Genomic DNA, 17014 nt, shown 5'->3' with positions numbered 1-17014 from the left:
GCCGACCTGACCCTTGAGAACCGGCTGCTCAAAAAAAGCATGTTCGAGGATGGGGGAGACGACGAATGAGATATCCCGCATCCGAAAAGCTTGAGATCATCCGGCTGGTTGACGGTTCGCACCTGCCGATCAAACGCACACTGGAAAAGCTCGGCATTCCCAGAACGACCTTCTACCGCTGGTACGACAGGTATCTGTCTTTCGGCGAGGCCGGGCTTGAGGATCGCCATTCCCGGCCAGGTAGGGTTTGGAACCGCATCCCCGACAAGGTGCGCAAGCAGATCGTGGAACTGGCTCTGGAAGAACCCGAGTTATCGCCCCGCGAGCTTGCGGTGCGGTTCACCGACACCAGGCGCTACTTCGTTTCTGAGGCCAGTGTTTACAGGCTTCTGAAGGCACAAGATCTGATCACTAGCCCAGCCTGCATCACCATCAAAGCGGCGGATGAATTCCATGAGAAGACTGTGCGGCCGAACCAGCTTTGGCAGACCGACTTCACCTATCTCAAAGTCATCGGTTGGGGCTGGTTCTACCTGTCTACGATCCTGGATGATTACAGCCGTTACGTTGTCTCTTGGCGCCTTTGCACCACGATGAAAGCTGACGATGTCACAGGAACACTGGAAGACGCTTTGGCTGCATCAGGTTGTGACAGTGTCACCGTTGCCCACAAGCCCCGGCTGCTCAGCGACAACGGCAGCAGTTACATCTCTGGCGAGTTGGCGAAATGGCTGGATGAGCAGGGTATGGATCATGTTCGGGGAGCGCCCAACCATCCGCAGACCCAGGGCAAGATTGAGCGATGGCATCAGACGATGAAGAACCGTGTCCTGATGGAAAACTACTATCTGCAAGGAGCGCTCGAACAGGCCATCGGCGACTTCATCAATCACTACAACCACAACCGATACCACGAGAGCATCAGCAATCTGACACCCGCCGATGTCTATTTCGGTCGAGCCGAAACAATCCTCAGACGCAGAAAGGAAATCAAACACCAGACAATCCAGAAACGCCGCTTGCTGCATCATCAGAACGCGGCGTAGATTGAAACTACGGCGAGCCTGATCCTCCTAAGCCAATCAAACGCTCGTGTTCCAAATCATTCGATGACGGACACATCGTCCAACTCGTCGGGCTGCATCTCCACCGTCTTGATACATCGGACATGTCCACCATCCGACGGTTGGGTGACCAGCTTGATCTCGAAGTGCTTGCATGGAAGCGCCTTCGCTGTCAACGTGCCTCCACTCCATCGACAGCAACTCGCCCCGGCGCATCGCAGTCTCGCGAGCCAGCACAAGCAGTGGTCGCATCAGCGGGTTCAAGCACTCGCCCGCTGCGTTCAACAACCGTTTCCACTCGCGGTCTGTAAGCCTGCGTTCGCGACGATCATCAACACGCGGACGCTTCACGTGCCGCAACGGGTTCGAGTTCGTGTCTGCGTCAGCGTTGTCACCAAGCACATGGTCCACTGCTGACTGCATCAACGACAGTTCGCGGACCACTGTCGAAGACTTGGCCTCATGCAGGCGCTGGTCACGCCACCGCTCGCCTGTCATCTGGTCTGCTAACTGGTACAACGCCTTTCCCAAAGTCATCGTAGTAAGCGTTTGCGCGCTTGGTGAAAGTTTTGCTCGCAGACCTGCCACCGCTGCGAACCGTTGCCTGCCACTTGCCGCTTGGCCGCTTGTTGATCGTCGCCATCTCGCATCTCTCCTTGTGCGATGAGGGACGTGCTCGATGCAGCGATGATTTGCTGTTGGCGTGATCAGTGCAGCGAAAGTGCAGCGAAAGTGCAGCGTTCGGACGTGCAACGTTGTGTCGTTGCCTGCAACTGCTTCGAGATATCTATGTACATCAAGCAGTTGCGTTGGTCGGAGTGAGAGGATTCGAACCTCCGACCCCTGCCTCCCGAAGACCGGTGCAGAGGGCCAAGTTATTGATTTTTAGTCAAAGGAGCCCTGTTTTTCAGGCGTTGTCGCCAATCAAACCAGCCGAGTTCAGGTTCGGCAGGTTCATTGAACCTAAGAGCACTGTCTACATGGTCCGCTAGTTATCTTGGTCTATGTTCAGTGCTAGTTTGTTCTATGCATTATTGCCCAGATCCAGCCCACTTATGCACGGTGAAGAGTTCTGCCATGGGTCAGACCATTCACTTTCTCCAGGATAGCGTCTGCGTCAATGCAGTGGTGGCGATAGAGATCGCCGATTGTTCCGGTCTGACCAAAATGCTCGACACCCATTGGGATAGTCTGATGTCCAAGCACTGCCCCGAGCCAGGATAAAGTTGCAGGATGACCATCGATTACGGTGACCAGCTTGCAGTGCGGCGGGAGGTCGGACATCAGGGTTTCAATGTGGGAGCGTGCCGCTTGGTTACCGCGAGAACGCGCTCGTTGAGCGGCGGTCCATCCAGCATTCAGGCGATCTGCGGATGTCACGGCCAATACACCTATGTCGCGACGGCCTTCACCAATGATACCGGCGGCCTTGATTGCCTCCGGCGCGACTGCTCCTTGATAGGCTATTACAACTTCGCAATTGGGCCCCGGTTTTCGTAGCCAATAGGCCCCATCGATGGCACCTTGGCGGAACTCGTTGTCGACACGCTTTCCAGGCTGTTCAATCGGGTTGGTGGTCAGACGCAGATAGACGGACCCCCCGGTTTCATCGCGAAGCCAGGTGCGCTCGTCCGGCTGCCCTTCACCATCGCGCTGCACGTAGTCAAAGGCCCATTCCATGATCACTGCCAACTCATCAGCAAAGGCGGGTTCAAATGCTGCCAACCCGTCTTGGCTCATCCCGATCAGTGGTGTTCCAACGGATTGGTGTGCTCCACCCTCGGGTGCGAGTGTGACGCCCGATGGTGTGCCAACCAGCATGAAGCGCGCGTCCTGATAGCAGGCGTAATTCAGCGCATCGAGGCCGCGGCTGACAAACGGATCATAGACGGTGCCAATTGGGATCAGCCGCTTACCGAACAGGGAATGCGACAAACCCGCCGCTCCCAGAAGCAACATGAGGTTCATTTCGGCGATACCAAGCTCGATATGCTGCCCTTCCGGCGTGAATTCCCATTTCGCCGTCGAAGGGATCCGGTGTTCTATGAAGGCGTCGGCTTGCTCGGATCGGGCGAACAGTTTACGCCGGTTCACCCAAGGACCGAGGCTTGTTGTGCCAGTCACATCTGGGGAGGTCGTCACTATGCGTTCGGCCAATGGGCTGTCGCCTTTTGATAGATCGTCTAGGATCTTGCCAAACGCCATCTGTGTCGAGATTTCGCGACTGGTGTCGATCTCGATGGTCGGCACATCCAGCTTGTCATCAAAATAGCGGCGCGGACCTTTGGCAAAGAACGGCGTGCTGGCCAGAAAACCCTTGAGCGCGTCACGGTCTTGCACCGTCGCAAGCGGCTCCCATTCTTCGCCTTCTGGCACGCCCATATGCGACTGCCACGCGGCAAACTGACTATTGTTCATCAGCCCGCCGTGATTGTCCTTGTGGCCTGCAATGGGGGTGCCCCATCCTTTTACCGTGTAGGCCAGGAAACATGTCGGGCGATCATGATCGATGTCGGCAAATGTTTGGGCCATGGTCTCGACGCAGTTGCCGCCGAGGTTCTCCATAAGTGCTGCGAGCTCTGCATCCGTGCGCCGTTCGATCAGAGCGGTCACATCCCCCTGATCCCCTAGATCGTCCATAAGACGCTGTCGCCAATTCGCACCACCCATGAAAGTCAAAGCGGAGTAGTCTTGGTTGGGGCAAGCGTCGATCCAATCACGCAGGCGGTCGCCGCCGGGCTCTTCAAAGGCCGCGCGTTGCAAAACACCATATTTCACACGAACGACAACCCAGCTGAACGCATCGAAAATTTTCTCGATCCGTTCGAACAAGCCTTCCCGGACGATACCGTCCAGTGACTGTCGGTTGTAATCTATGATCCACCACGTGTTTCGCAGGTCGTTCTTCCATCCTTCCTGTAGTGCCTCATAGACGTTGCCTTCATCCAGTTCGGCGTCGCCTACCAGGGCTACCATACGTCCCATTGGCGCGTCTGAGCCCCAGCTTTTGGCCTTGATGTAGTCTTGAATGATCGAGGCAAACGAGGTGATCGCGACACCTAAACCCACAGACCCGGTCGAGAAATCAACATCATCAATATCCTTTGTCCGGCTGGGATAACTTTGCACACCCCCAAATCCGCGGAAATTCTCCATCTTCTCGCGGGTCTGATTACCCATGAGATACTGCATCGCATGAAACACCGGCGACGAATGGGGTTTGACTGCAACCCGGTCCTCAGGGCGTAAGGCTGAGAAGTAGAGCGCGGTCATGATCGACACCATCGAAGCAGACGAAGCCTGATGGCCACCAATCTTGATCCCATCCACCTTTGGTCGGACATGGTTGGCATGGTGGATCATCCAATGAGACAACCACAGCAGGCGCTGTTCGACATTCTTTAGTTTGGTGGGATCAATGTGCATGGTTGTCTCCGGGTTTAGGCGGCGCTGCGAGCAGGGTAGGGCAAAGCCTGCTCTAGGTCTGCAAGGATATCTTCGACATCCTCTAGCCCGACAGACAGACGGATCAGGCCATCGCTTATCCCATGCTCGGCACGCTCTTCTGGGGTATACGTCGAATGAGTCATGGACGCTGGGTGTTGGATCAGTGTTTCCGCGTCGCCCAACGACACCGCACGCTGGATCATGTTCAAGCGGTTCATGAATTCAATCCCTCCGGACAGACCGGATTTGATCTCGAACGCTATCATAGCGCCCGGTTGGGACATCTGTCGCTGCGCTACATCGTGCTGTGCGAAGCTCTCAAGACCGGGGAAATAAACCTCGTCGACGGCAGGATGCGCTTCGAGGAAGTCCGCGACGACCCTGGCAGAGTCACAATGACGATCCAGACGAAGGTTCAGTGTTTTCAGACCACGCAGGATCAGCATCGCGTTGAAAGGGGCCATTACCGCGCCGGTCATGTCCTTCATCCCAACAAGGCGGATCTCAGCGATCTGTTCGGCGGTTCCTACAACCAGACCGGCAACCACATCGCCATGCCCGCCGAGGTATTTGGTGGCGGAGTGCAGAACAATATCTGCCCCATGCTCAATCGGGCGGGTCAGATATGGGCTGGCATAAGTGTTATCGACGACGACCGTTGCACCGACCGAATGCGCAATTGTGGCGCTTGCGGCGATGTCCACCAAGCGCATGTTCGGATTGGCCGGAGTTTCGAAATAGACAACGCGGGTTTTGCCGGAAACGGCCGCTTTAAGGTTTTCAGGGTCTGTCATGTCTACATGTGTGATCGTAACCCCCCATTTCGCCAAACCATGACGCATGAAGGCGAAGGTGCAGCCATAGAGCGTTTTGTCCACGATGACTTCGTCACCTGGCGACAGCAGGGTCCAAAGCACTGCCGTGATCGCCCCCATGCCGCTTGAGAGAGCTAGACCGGCCTCGGCCCCCTCAAGCACGGCAATGCGTTGCTCAAGAAGGTCGCATGTGGGGTTTGAAATACGGCTGTAGATATGACCTTCACGCTCACCGGCGAACAACTCTCCACCAGCCTCTGCGGTTTCGAAGGTAAATGTGGACGTCAAATGCAGGGGTGGCGTCAACGCACCGTCATTTTCCAGAGGGTTATAAGCGTGGTGAATGGCGCGGGTGGCAAATCCGGTTGGACGAGTCATTGCAAGCTCCTGATTCATGTTGGAGCCAGTTTGCGCCTTTACTTTGGGCTAATGGTTGCGAAATATACCAACGTGAGCGGCTCAATTGGCATTTTCTGCTAAGCAAGAGGGTGAAATGGACGCTAAGGACAGGCAAATCATTCGAGCGCTGCAGCGTGACGGGCGCATGACGAACCAGGATCTTGCCGACGAGGTGAACCTGTCCCCGTCACCGTGTCTGCGCCGGGTCAAAAATCTTGAAGCCAACGGAGTGATAACGGGATACAGCGCCGACGTTGACGCTGCCGCGTATGGGATGGCCATTACAGTCTTCGTGCGTATCCGGTTAGAGCGACACAATGAAACGGACGTTCAGAATTTCGAAAAGCGCGTTCGGATGATCGATGAAGTTCTTGAATGCCACGTGCTGACCGGGGCAATGGACTACCAATTGCGGGTTTTGGTATCGGATCTCGATGCCTACGAGGAATTTATTCGTCACCGAATTCATCCGATCGGTGGGATAGCCTCGATCGATACCAGCTTTGTCTATGGAACAGTAAAAAAGACCGCCGTTTTTCCGCCCGGATAGAAAGATCGAGTCAGAATGAGTTGTTCCGAACTGGCTGAACATTTTAGCTGACTGATTTCTTCCCGCCTCAATTTCTCATTGTCAGCATCGGCTATTTCACGGAAGACGAAAGGTAAAAGAGGGCAACGTTGGTATGGCGTCTGTCGGCCACCTGAGAACTGACTTCGCGTCACTCTCGGCCGAACTGGAACTCCATTTAAAAGCTGGTAACGGATACTGTTTGGCACTGTCACGCCAATTTTCAGACTACCTGCGCGCTCATGTTCACGTTCCACTTGCTCCATAGATATCCAACAACAGGTCAGGATTCGAACCTTCTCCCGCCAGTTCTGACTTAAGGTCTTGGAGGATAGGCAAGAACTTCAACCTCCGCCTTTGGAAATTAGTATTGGACCCACGGCGGGCCTTCAGGTCTTGCTCTGTTTTCTCAATGATAGCCAAGAGGTCATCCGCCAACGGGTCGGCCCCGATCACCAATGCTGTAGGATCAACGAGACGCCATCTTACCAGGCCTGCAAGTAAGAAAGGCGCGTAGTTAAACATTGTATATTGACCGCCAATATTACGTTGAAAGTCCGCAATAGTCCTTTTGGTTAGCTTCTCTACGTCTTCTCGTTTCAGATAAGATGGAGCGGTGTCAGAACGAGACAGCATGAACGCCATGGCCGCGCTTTGTCGGTTCCAGATCCAGTCCTTAATTGACGAAGTCAGAAGCAACCGCATTGCTCTCGCTTCGTCCTCTTCGCTTCCGACGATGCGGCCAAGGCCCTGATATACGAGGACCCAACTTGCTTGATGCTTGACGAAAGGGTGATTGCGCCCGGACGCTTCAATACAGTCCATCAGCCACGTCGCGACATTGCGCGGGCATCGGCGGAACTGCCAACTCAAGAATTTGAGAGCCTCGTTGTCTTCCGTTCCGTAACCGCTTTCGCCCCTCAGGCGCTTTTCAGTAACCTCAAGCGCTTTGCTGGTCAGAATTTCAAACCGCTCAAGGGTTTCTGCCGTGATCTCCGGAGGCACGTCGCCATCACTTGAGATGCAGTATTTGCCAAATGGACGCTGTGAAAGCTTTTGCCGAAGGGTCGCCCAATCCGTGCGGCTGCGATTAGGTTCGGATTCGAGTAAAGTTAGCATACCCGCGGAACGGTCGCTGTCATGCCATGCCTCCATGCCGCAGGGAAGAACCAGACGCTTGGGAATTGATACTTGCGTATCCAAACTCTCTATGATCTCAGACCAGGGTCTTTCCTCTTCCAGTGCTTCATCCCAATCCACCACGAAATTCCGCCCCAAGTCCGGCGCTTCCATGAGGATTCGCGCTCGCCCGGCGGCCGGCTTCTGTTCTACCCAAAGCGAAACGGCGGCTTGATGCTTCAGGGGAGCTCCGAGCGATACGCTTGCCTTTCGAGGCCAGGGAGCTTCTTCTTTCCGCAGGAATACTGAGACGCTCTCCTGCCCTGCCGGAATTGCGAGAGATGCTGCTTCAGGGCTTCTGTAAATCCGACCTGCTTCGAGCGTTTCTTCTTTCCGTATAAGATCGAAGTTCTTTGCGCCGTCCGATCCGAACACGATGGTGGACAATCGTGGTAGAAAGTCGAAGAAGATCGGTTCCCCGTCCCCGGCTCGGCGTGCTGCTTCCAACGCACCTTCCGCAACAGCCGTTGCGGGAAGTGTATGCACCTCAACTGGCGACGCTTCCTGGATAGCTTCATTCAAGCGTTCCTTAAGCCTACCTTCCGCCAGTGTCTCAAAGATAACGATGTCGCAATCGGCCAGACTTAGCTCTGAACTCGGGATACTGACCGCTGCAGACGCATCATAATTGGTAAGGTCCAAGACCTCCCAATCACCGTTGGGCATGCGGAGCATCTCAGGATAGCAATCCATCCCTAAGCCAGCTTTTCCGACCGAATTTGCGATGGCACGATGAGCCGTTCGCGCCGAAAAACCGTCGGTTCCAACAGCGGCGTTGCGGGCACATTGGAAAAGAGACTCGTATCCAGCGTCGCACGGTATTTGGGCAGCGGCTTCGCGTCTCTCCGGAGCGAGAACATTCCTGGCGCTTCGAATACGCAGCTTTTGAACAGACAAGCCTCGGCGCTGATGGGAGACGACGCCTACAAGATGCCCTTCAGTAACCTGATCGCGATGAATGGCGAACAACGCGGTAAGAACAGGCCGCCAGACCAATGCACCATTGCGGAACTTCCCTCGAGCAACTGCTTCGAGAAGGTGCTCCTGGATGGCCTCATCGCCATCTGGGCCCTCATCGATCGAAACGACCGTGTTTGCTGAACCGCTAGCGGATCCCAAAAATGCCTGAGCGAGCTTTTCGACACTGTCATCCTGCTTTTCCAGCAGTAACCGAACGGGAATGCGTCTTTCTTCTGACCCGACATCCCCCCAACCACCACCGCGGCCATGCGGAGCAATGTCAGCCTGCGGTCCTCCGATCCAACCTGCGAGGCGGCTTTCTCCGATCCGCACAATCGACGAAAGTGGGCCACTTGGGACGATGTCGGTAGGCCCAACGATTTCGTCTTCTCCCGGAACAGAGTGCCAATTCTTCGCGACGAAATCCCGCCATCCGTTGAGGTCGAAACCGCACAGTTTTCGGTCGGTCATGTTGCGACCTCGTATAGCTCACTGCGAATAAAGTCGCGCACCGCTTGGAATCCCCTCGAGAGGTCTTCACCGGCAGGACCTATGGCGATTGCCGTAGCGTTCGCTCTCCCATGAGCTGCGCTCTCTCCCGCCGCGACTCCACGTGCTGGGGTCATGATCAGCCCATTCCGTAAAACTTCCGTCTGAGCGAGGGGCTGGATTTGGTGAAGCAGTTGAGCTGCCCCATGCACAGCATCCTCGAGGTCAATTCTACGCATCGCATGTGGCGTCCATACCGCGACCCTGCGCGGAAGGTCAGCCCGTTTTGGATCGGAAATTCTGAGGGCGACGTGCGCTTGTGCCGCGCTCAACATGATTCCTGGCCGCTCAGGGCGTGCTTGGACTTCAACAATGCGGTTGGTGTCGCGAAGCCAAAAGACGGCGATTGGCCGATCCTGATTGAACCAGCGTCCACCTGTTGCCTCACCGCTCCACGAAATCGGCGACTGAGCGACTAGTTCGGCCTCTTCCAATTCGTCGATGGCAAGGATGATCGACAGAACAGAGAAATCCGTCCAAGTTTCGGCCTGCCAAGCCCAAAGATCATCTTCAATTTTTCGGCGTAAAAGAAGCCTGAGCCATCCCTCATGAACCTCTCGATAGTTGCGATCTTGAATGAGAACATAGTTTGGTTGGACGCCGGCCGACGCGATCATGACACCAAGGTCGCTGAGTGTTCGCGACAATACTCGACAGGCCTTTCTAAAAGCCTCAACCTGTTTGTAGCGAGCACTGTCCTTTGCACGCGGGTGCTCACGGGTCCATTCGCGTGCAACATCTGCGGCAAGACGCGTGTAGGCATGCAGCACACGGTTCTCGAGCGTATCGAAATTCTCACGGCGAACCGTCGCAAGAATTCGTTGCGAAGAACCTGCACGTTCCGCAATGTTTCGCCCTGGCTGTCGGCTAAGCCACACCATCGAAGCCCGATCCATCTCCTGCACCCGATCAAGGGGAGTCAGCTCCCTGTGCCGACGTAGAACCCGGCGGATGCGTTTTTCCAGATCGCGAAGCACCGGAAGCATGCCCCGCGCCTGCCGAACGATCTCTGCCATTTTGGGCTCGGCTTCATCCTCGGCACGCTTCCAAGCATCCCTCAGGCGCCCCCATGTATCGCTCGGGTCTTCAATCGCTTCTTCCAGCTCTTGGATGCGCGCAAGAACTTCGTTCATGTGCCGAAGGGCCTCTGCGCCTTCTTCTTCGTCCGGAGTGGCAGGATCGTGCCCCGACCTTGGACGCACCGGGAAGCCCTTACGCGCAGGCCCGACAGCTTCCTCACGCTTTGGATATGGAAACAGAACTGTTCCGATATCGTTACCTCGGACGTTTCCTCTCAAAAGCGTCACGTATTCATAGCCACCTGGGTTCGCCCCTTGGTAGCTACCGATCAGACTGTCTTCGGGCCCAAAGGCTTCGTCCTCTCCAAAGGCTTTTGTCGCCCATGGACGGGCCAGAAACCGCATCAACGCGTGACCCCACTCCATACGAACTGTCCGGTTGCCTCGGCGAGGGACATTGACTCACCGATCGCTTGCGCCAGGGCGTCGTCCCTCAGATCGCGTTCCACAAAGTTTATCAATTTTGAGAATTGGGGACCGGCCATATCTGTTTCCACACCCCTGAGTTTCGGGAGAAGACGCATCTCGACCTGATCCGCGAGAGCGTCGTCGACACCACGGCCGCCTTCCACCTCGGGATAATTCGCTGCGTAAGCCATGATGGCACGTCCAAGCCGATGCCCGAAAGGCCGTTTGAAGTCCCGCATCAGATCAACCATTTGTTCGATCCGGCTGGTGACACTCCGGTCACCATCGACAGACACACTCGACCGCCCCCAGCTTTCCCATGTCTGTTGAGAAAGAGCCAACGTAGGCTCGACCGTTCCTTCTGCCCGTCCGTCCTTGATTTTCCTCGGGGCGGAAAAACGAAGGATATTTGCACGGTCTACAACTTTGTCGGACAGCGACTGCGTGCTTTCATCCTCATTCATCGTTCCCGCGAACAAGAGGTTGTAACCCGGAAAAATCCGGGGAGGCCGTTCCATGTTCGGAATTTCCAGCTCGATCTCAGCGTCCTTGCGTTCGTTTGCATCGCCGACATCTTCGGGGCGGGGGCGGCTTTCCAGCCTGCTGAGGAAATCCGAGAAGTAGTATTCGACCCTAGCGAGGTTCATCTCGTCCAGCAGGATCATCATCATGCGATCCTGTTCCGCGTCGTCGTTGTTCAGCTCGTCGAGCGCCCAAAGAGCGCGCGCCATGTCTGTGGGTCGGAACTTGCCTTCAATGTAGTTGTAGAAGCCCATCAGGTCCTGCGGACTGTCCCAACGCGGCTGCACCGGAACTTGCAAAAACCCGATGCCCATACCGGCCGCGTATTGACGCGGGAGTTGGCTTTTGCCGGTCCCAGAAATGCCGGCAAGGACTGCCATCTGGGTCGTCTCGTTGACTTTCATGGCTGTATGGAAGGCACGAAGCGTGCGAGCAGGATAGTCGAGACCTTTTGCGCGAAGGCGCCGTTCGACGCGTTTGATGGCATCCGCCTCGTTCTCTCGCGGCGCTTTGTCCCACGTCCTCATTGCCGTGATGACTGGTGGAGTTTCTTTGAGTTCGCGGAGAGGATCCGTTTCTCCGGTTTCCCCGTCGACAGTTCGACCTTCTCGGCGAGCTATCTCGGCCTTGAGGTGCGCCAATCGAGCGTCAAGCGCGCTCCTCGTTTCTTGGAGAGTTTCGATTTCCCCCTTGTAGCGACGCGTCTCTTGGTTCATCGCGGCTACTTCGGCACCCAACCGGGAGTGTTCGGTATGGGTCGCGGCCAATACTTCGTGTTCCGATGCTATGCGGCTTTCCAATTCCGCCAACTGGCTTTCTTGAGACGCTTTCCGACCTTCCAGCCGCGCATTTGACGCCTCGAGTTCGAACAAGTGCTCTTCGAGACGGGAGACTCTTTCCTCAGCTTCTTCGAGCTTCTGCTGTTGGTTGCGAAGCTCTTCGACACGCTTGGAAATTCGGTCATGATCTTTTTTCAAATCATCAGTGCGCTCGATGAGCTCTTCTGCTTTTTCCAGACGTTCCTTAACCTCCAGATACTCTGCCCGCAGCGGAGCGATCTCCGTTTCGAGTTGCTGGCGTTCGACAACAGCGTCCTCTGTTTCCTTGCGAACAGCCGCAACTTCGTCCCGGCGTTCTCGGAGACTCTCCCATTCTGTGAGGAGCTCCTCCTTCTGACGCCGCAGACCGTCGACCTCAGCCTGGATGTCGGTGACGATGGCCATCGCTTCTCGGCGTTTCTCGACTTCTGCTTCGAGGTCGTCCATGAGCCGCTGCTTTTCTTCAAGCCGCTTCTCGTAAACGGCAAGCTCCTCGATCGGGCCTGCTGCCGTTACCGCCCGGTCGTGGCGGGCGGCCAAAAAAAGTTGAACCACTGCGAGCAGTATCAGGATACCCGCAATCGCCAGCACAAGTATTGTATTGTCCGTAAGCATTCTCGGTTACCTCATTGATCGCTGCTCGATGGCTCAGAGTTGTCAGATTGAGCGTTTTCACCGGTGCCAGCGCTTTCACTCATGGTTGATACTGGTTCATGGTCCACTGGCTGTCGGTTCGACAGTTCCGCTCGCGTCTCGGAAAGCTCATCTTCCGCAGCAACGAGAGCCTCTCTCAAACGCCTGAGGTCAGCAGTCCGCGCGTTCAAAAGTGCCTCGATTTCTTCAAGTTGAGTGCGCTCGGCTTGAAGGGACGTTCGGGCGGCCTGCGCCGCAGTCGTGGCGGTCTGCGTCTCCATCTGGAGTTCGTCGTGTCGCTGTTTGAGGCGGTCGACTTCGGCCTTCAGACTGGAAGCTTGTCCTTTGAGATCAGCAACACGCCCGAGCTCTGTTTCCGCTTCTGTCGTGATCGAGCCCAAGTTGGCCCGATTTTCCTGAACCCGACTCTCGAGTTCGGGCAGCACTTCTTCAAGTGTCGCTCGACGTGTTTGCAGCTGATCTACCTCAGCCTTCAATTTGCTGAATTCCGCCCGTTTCTCGGAAAGTTCGGCCAGCTCTTCATCTGCCGATGCTATCTGCGACTGAAGTGTAGAAAGCTGAGCGCTTCGCGTCGATAACAGTTCCTGAGCGATTTTAAGTGTTTCCTTGGTTTCAGCGCGCTGAGCTTCAGCTCGCGTCACCGCGTTCTGTGCGACCTCCATTTCGTTTTGCAATAATGAAAGTCGCGTCTCTGCACCCGAGACACTTGCCTGCATGTCGGCCTTTCTAGCCTCAAGGTCATCGAGTTCTGAATTCAGCTTTTCAAGTTGAGCGTCTGCGGATGCTACCTTTTCCTGACGCGCGCGTAGCCTCTCCTCGGCAGCAACGGCCTCGTCTACCTTGGTCGCCAATTCAGTTCGTGCACTTGCTATATTCGCATTCAAATCGGCGCGGCTGTGTTCGAGTCGATCCTCGTCATTTCGCAGTTGTTCGACACGACGCTCCTGCGCACGAAGGTCTTCAACCGCGGGCGCAAGTCTATCCACTTCACGCTGGAGATCAATCCTTCTCTCTTCAAGGCGATCGACAACCGATTGCGTTTGATCGACACCCGCAGACAATTCTTGCTGGCTCTCTTTGAGGGTCTGCACCTCGCCTTCAAGGTCGACCACCTCTGTTGCGAGGCTATTTCTTCGCTGCAAAGCCTGATTAGTTTCGCGCTCAATTCGTTGCGCATCCGCAATCGTTTTTTGTGCTTCGGCCAAACGGTCTTGCACTGCAGTCAATTGGGCCTGGCTTTCTTCGAGACGAGCCTGCGCATCCGCCTCTCTCTGAGCCGCGCTTTGCCGGCTGCTTTCGGCGCTCGCGACTTCCTGAGACAAACTTTGCTTCTGGTCAGAAAGCTCGCGAAACTGCTCACGAGCAAGAGCCAGTTGCTGTTGCGCGGATTGTAGTTCCCCGGTGTAGTAGCCGAGATTTTCCTCGATACGGCCATATCGACGGTCGAGGGAGTTTACTTGCAGGACGAGAAAGCCCAAGGCAAGGATGGCCGCCCCACCCAGCCCCATCGCAACTGCGGTGTTCCTGCTCGACTTATGATAGGTCTTGTTCGACTCGGTCAAGACACCCCTCCATATCCCTTGAAAGTTCATCCACCCAGAACCGGCGCACCCGCCAACCCATGGACTTCAGTTGATGATCGCGCCAGAGATCGGACGTCTTTCGACGTCCGTCCGGGCTTTCGTGCCATCTGCGTCCGTCGACCTCGAGGTCGAGCTTTACACCATTCGCTCCAAACAACGCGAAGTCGAGCCTTCGCCCAGCTATTTCGTGCTGGGGCTGCGGATCCAGACCGCGGTTCTTCAGAGCATGGTAGACTTTGCGTTCCCAATCGCTGTCGAAGACCCCTTCGCCACGTTTAGTCCGTGCTTCCGTCGCCCTCGCAGCGAGCTTGGCCAGCGCCTTCGATTGCCCTGAACGTGCAAAATCGAGATCGCCGAAGATCATCGCAACCGCCCGGGCCCGCGAAATCGCAACGTTCAAGCGACGTGTATCTCGCTGAAAGAAGGTCAAACCAGACTGCGGGCTGCGTGGACCAACGCACGGCGAGAACATGATGAGATCCCGCTCCTGTCCCTGGAAACCGTCCACTGTGCCAACCTTGAGCTCGCAGGCAATGCGCTTGGGTTCATCCAGAACGGCATCGACCGCGCTCTCTATAGCGGCCACTTGGGCGCGAAACGGCGTTATGACCCCGATGCTTCCCGTGTATTTGTCTTCAACGATCAGCTTTTTAAGGTGGCGAACAATCGCGCTCACTTCCGACGAATTGACGTTGCCCATTTGCGGGACCGCGGGCGCAGGAACATGTTCCCATGCGAGGCCAGGGCGCACCCCTTCTGGCACTCTAAGACGCCTCGGGTCATACGAGGTCTGCAACTGGTTGCCGTAGAAGTTCTCGCTGATGTAATCGACGATCGGGCCCGCCGAGCGATACTGGTGCTTCAACGTAATCCTGTTTTTGGCAACAGACACGCGCGATGCGAAATCGAATAGTGAACGGCGGCTTTGTGCGAAGCGCCCCATTTTGGCAACCGGCAGACCTTGAGCCTGCATCAGATTGCGGTCCTGAGCCTGACCGAGTTGAGGGATGAATGACAATTGTCGATCGTCCCCAACAACGACCGCCCGCTTGGCGCGCGCCAGCAACGGAACGGCCGTCGCGATGTCGCATTGGCTCGCCTCGTCAAAAATCACGAGGTCGAACAGCCCGTCATCAAGAGGTATGCGTCGAGGCGTTCCCAAGATCGACGCAAGCCACAAGGGCCGATGTGAAATGAGGACGCGCGAAAGGTCTGTGGGGGGATGTCCTCGCCCACCGTCGAATGTCCAGTCATCGTAGAGTTCTGCGATTTCGCGTCGCCCGTCCTCCGGGAGATGTGTCCGGGCAGACAGAATGCCAGGCAGGAGTTTCTCGGTCGCTTCCCGAATCTTCTCGCCTAGGGCGATCGGGTCGTCAGGTGTCCCAAGCGCATCGCGTTCAGATCTTTTGTCGGCCAGTGCTCTTTGAAGTTCTCTGAGGCTCATACCGGGACGAAACGAAGCACGGTCTGTCGCCGGCGCTTCTTTGGCGAGGCGCTTGGCGAAAAACGAACCAATCCAAGAGACAAAGCGGAGCAGGGGACTTTGTTTTGGTCCAACGTCTTCAGGGTCTTGGTTGTCGGGTCGCCCGCGATCCTCTCGGACTTGAATGCGGTCCAGAATATCGGAAATTTCGCATTCCAAATCCGTGATCTTGTCGATCATGGTGACCATTTCGCTTCTTGCGATCGCGTCGCTTTTAAGCTGGCCCAATGCAAAATCGTCAACAGGGGCGTTGCGCGTCACATTTTCGCTGTCGATGAGCTGTTTGAGGGCGTCCTTGAAGCCCGTATCCGTCTCATCATTCGGGTTCAGTGTCCGGATGGCGAATGGGACGTCCGGAGCAAGAGAGCCAAGACGGTCCTCCACAGCATCAAGCGCCTGATGGTTCTTGGAGGCGACGAGAACACTGCCACCATCTGCGAGCACTGACGCGGCCATAGATACGATCGCTTGGCTTTTGCCAGTCCCAGGCGGACCGGTCACGACAGTCAAAGGTGCTTGGCATGCTGATCGAACCGCGCGCAACTGTTCCTGGTTTAGCGGAACAGCGTCGATTGCAGCAGCCTTGTCCGTGCCGTCTTGAACGTCTAGCCCGAATACTGCGCCAAGCGCAGTTCTCTCAAGGCGGTCCTTCGGCCATGTCGCAATTGCATCCAGGTCACGAGCAGCCCCCGCGGTGAAGGAAGAGTCAGTCGGAAGGAAGATCGCAGCGCTGTCAAAAATCCCTTGAGCCGAGGCATCGAGCTGAGTGGCGAGGTCCGCGCCGACAACGCGACCACGTATCTGACTGGCAACGGCAATCCTTACCTTCTCCACAAAATCCTGAGCCCGCAGTCCCAGCCCATCGTCCGCGAAAAAAAGGTCAGCGAGGTCGTCGCGCTTCCAACCGCTGGCACGAGCGGCACTTTTGACCCAATCAGGGTTCACCAGGACATCATCGGCATCAATCGTCAGGATTAGCCGGTCATCCTTGCGTTCCCAAGCTGCTGCGAACATACCAACAGGTTGGAAGACAGGAACTCCGCCACGTCGGCCAACCGCCATCGGCCAACCCACTGCGAGTGCGTTCTCGTGACCTTCCCTTCGCACCAGAGCCTCTCGAAAGACAGGATCAATCGCGTCGAGTTCGATTGAAACAGTCAGAGTTCGCCCTTCTTCGGGACTGATAGGGCCACGCCCAGAGATCAACGCCCACTCGATTCCATGTTTGTCGAGAACCTGGGTCGTGGCTCCTCGTGGATCGGCACGCAAGGCCGAGCGCCAATATCTCAGCAGCGCCTGCGGATCCGGAGCATCTGAACTTTCGTCCTCTTGATCAGGAAGGTCGACCGCCGTCGGTTCCAAGGAGAAGGAAGCGTTGGCAGCGAGAATGACATCAACGAAGCCCTCCGGTCCTCTACCTCTCGAAGCCGACACGCTCTCATGTCTGGGTTTTAAACCGTCGACCTTTGCACGCCAGCGACCGTCC

At 56.2% G+C, this 17014-nt stretch carries 10 protein-coding genes and 1 pseudogene; 3 read left to right on the top strand and 8 right to left on the bottom strand.

The window, feature by feature from the left end:
- Positions 1 to 1046 (top strand): annotated as a pseudogene (locus GOV89_RS12760) (IS3 family transposase); the annotation flags it as partial.
- A 36-nt stretch (positions 1047 to 1082) separates the two neighbouring features.
- Here the strand turns inward: GOV89_RS12760 and GOV89_RS12755 are convergent.
- The 3 genes from GOV89_RS12755 to GOV89_RS12745 all read right to left on the bottom strand — a co-directional run bounded on the left by GOV89_RS12755 (position 1083) and on the right by GOV89_RS12745 (position 5704).
- Positions 1083 to 1562, bottom strand: a complete 480-nt coding sequence (locus GOV89_RS12755) for a hypothetical protein (RefSeq protein WP_171238335.1) — start codon at positions 1560 to 1562, stop codon at positions 1083 to 1085.
- Between the two features lie 555 nt (positions 1563 to 2117).
- Complete coding sequence (locus GOV89_RS12750; protein WP_171238334.1) at positions 2118 to 4490, bottom strand: 1-deoxy-D-xylulose-5-phosphate synthase N-terminal domain-containing protein; 2373 nt, start codon at positions 4488 to 4490, stop codon at positions 2118 to 2120.
- Between the two features lie 14 nt (positions 4491 to 4504).
- Positions 4505 to 5704 (bottom strand): methionine gamma-lyase, encoded by a 1200-nt coding sequence (locus GOV89_RS12745; protein ID WP_171238333.1) that lies wholly within the window; start codon positions 5702 to 5704, stop codon positions 4505 to 4507.
- A 115-nt stretch (positions 5705 to 5819) separates the two neighbouring features.
- On the opposite strand from GOV89_RS12745, the gene GOV89_RS12740 reads away from it, so the two are divergent.
- Positions 5820 to 6275, top strand: coding sequence for an Lrp/AsnC family transcriptional regulator (locus GOV89_RS12740; protein ID WP_171238332.1), 456 nt, complete (start codon positions 5820 to 5822; stop codon positions 6273 to 6275).
- Between the two features lie 264 nt (positions 6276 to 6539).
- On the opposite strand, the gene GOV89_RS12735 is transcribed toward GOV89_RS12740, so the two are convergent.
- Positions 6540 to 8138, bottom strand: coding sequence for a hypothetical protein (locus tag GOV89_RS12735; protein WP_171238331.1), 1599 nt, complete (start codon positions 8136 to 8138; stop codon positions 6540 to 6542).
- A gap of 66 nt (positions 8139 to 8204) precedes the next feature.
- On the opposite strand from GOV89_RS12735, the gene GOV89_RS12730 reads away from it, so the two are divergent.
- Positions 8205 to 8573, top strand: coding sequence for a hypothetical protein (locus GOV89_RS12730; RefSeq protein WP_171238330.1), 369 nt, complete (start codon positions 8205 to 8207; stop codon positions 8571 to 8573).
- Between the two features lie 326 nt (positions 8574 to 8899).
- On the opposite strand, the gene GOV89_RS12725 is transcribed toward GOV89_RS12730, so the two are convergent.
- From GOV89_RS12725 to GOV89_RS12710, 4 genes are read right to left on the bottom strand one after another with little or no spacing between them, the layout of a single operon-like run.
- Positions 8900 to 10426 carry a hypothetical protein gene (locus tag GOV89_RS12725; RefSeq protein WP_254451523.1) on the bottom strand — a complete coding sequence of 509 codons (1527 nt, stop codon included), beginning with the start codon at positions 10424 to 10426 and terminating at the stop codon, positions 8900 to 8902.
- Entirely contained in the window at positions 10405 to 12423 is a 2019-nt protein-coding gene (locus GOV89_RS12720; protein WP_171238329.1) for a chromosome segregation ATPase-like protein, read from the bottom strand. The genes GOV89_RS12725 and GOV89_RS12720 overlap by 22 nt, the downstream gene beginning before the upstream one ends.
- An 11-nt stretch (positions 12424 to 12434) precedes the next feature.
- The gene (locus GOV89_RS12715; protein WP_171238328.1) at positions 12435 to 14024 is read right to left on the bottom strand and encodes a hypothetical protein; all 1590 of its coding nucleotides are present in this window, start codon (positions 14022 to 14024) and stop codon (positions 12435 to 12437) included.
- Entirely contained in the window at positions 13996 to 16890 is a 2895-nt protein-coding gene (locus GOV89_RS12710; protein WP_217352161.1) for an AAA domain-containing protein, read from the bottom strand. The genes GOV89_RS12715 and GOV89_RS12710 overlap by 29 nt, the downstream gene beginning before the upstream one ends.
- Positions 16891 to 17014 lie beyond the last annotated feature (124 nt).

This window comes from Ruegeria sp. HKCCA5763 (assembly GCF_013034545.1).
Lineage (GTDB): Bacteria > Pseudomonadota > Alphaproteobacteria > Rhodobacterales > Rhodobacteraceae > Ruegeria.
This window is presented reverse-complemented; position numbering and strand designations above follow the sequence as displayed.

Bases quoted from the DNA above. Each gene is read 5' to 3' on its own strand.
- GOV89_RS12755 (WP_171238335.1), bottom strand. From the start codon at position 1,562: ATGACAGGCGAGCGGTGGCGTGACCAGCGCCTGCATGAGGCCAAGTCT.
- GOV89_RS12750 (WP_171238334.1), bottom strand. From the start codon at position 4,490: ATGCACATTGATCCCACCAAACTAAAGAATGTCGAACAGCGCCTGCTG.
- GOV89_RS12745 (WP_171238333.1), bottom strand. From the start codon at position 5,704: ATGACTCGTCCAACCGGATTTGCCACCCGCGCCATTCACCACGCTTAT.
- GOV89_RS12740 (WP_171238332.1), top strand. From the start codon at position 5,820: ATGGACGCTAAGGACAGGCAAATCATTCGAGCGCTGCAGCGTGACGGG.
- GOV89_RS12735 (WP_171238331.1), bottom strand. From the start codon at position 8,138: ATGCCCAACGGTGATTGGGAGGTCTTGGACCTTACCAATTATGATGCG.
- GOV89_RS12730 (WP_171238330.1), top strand. From the start codon at position 8,205: ATGAGCCGTTCGCGCCGAAAAACCGTCGGTTCCAACAGCGGCGTTGCG.
- GOV89_RS12725 (WP_254451523.1), bottom strand. From the start codon at position 10,426: ATGGAGTGGGGTCACGCGTTGATGCGGTTTCTGGCCCGTCCATGGGCG.
- GOV89_RS12720 (WP_171238329.1), bottom strand. From the start codon at position 12,423: ATGCTTACGGACAATACAATACTTGTGCTGGCGATTGCGGGTATCCTG.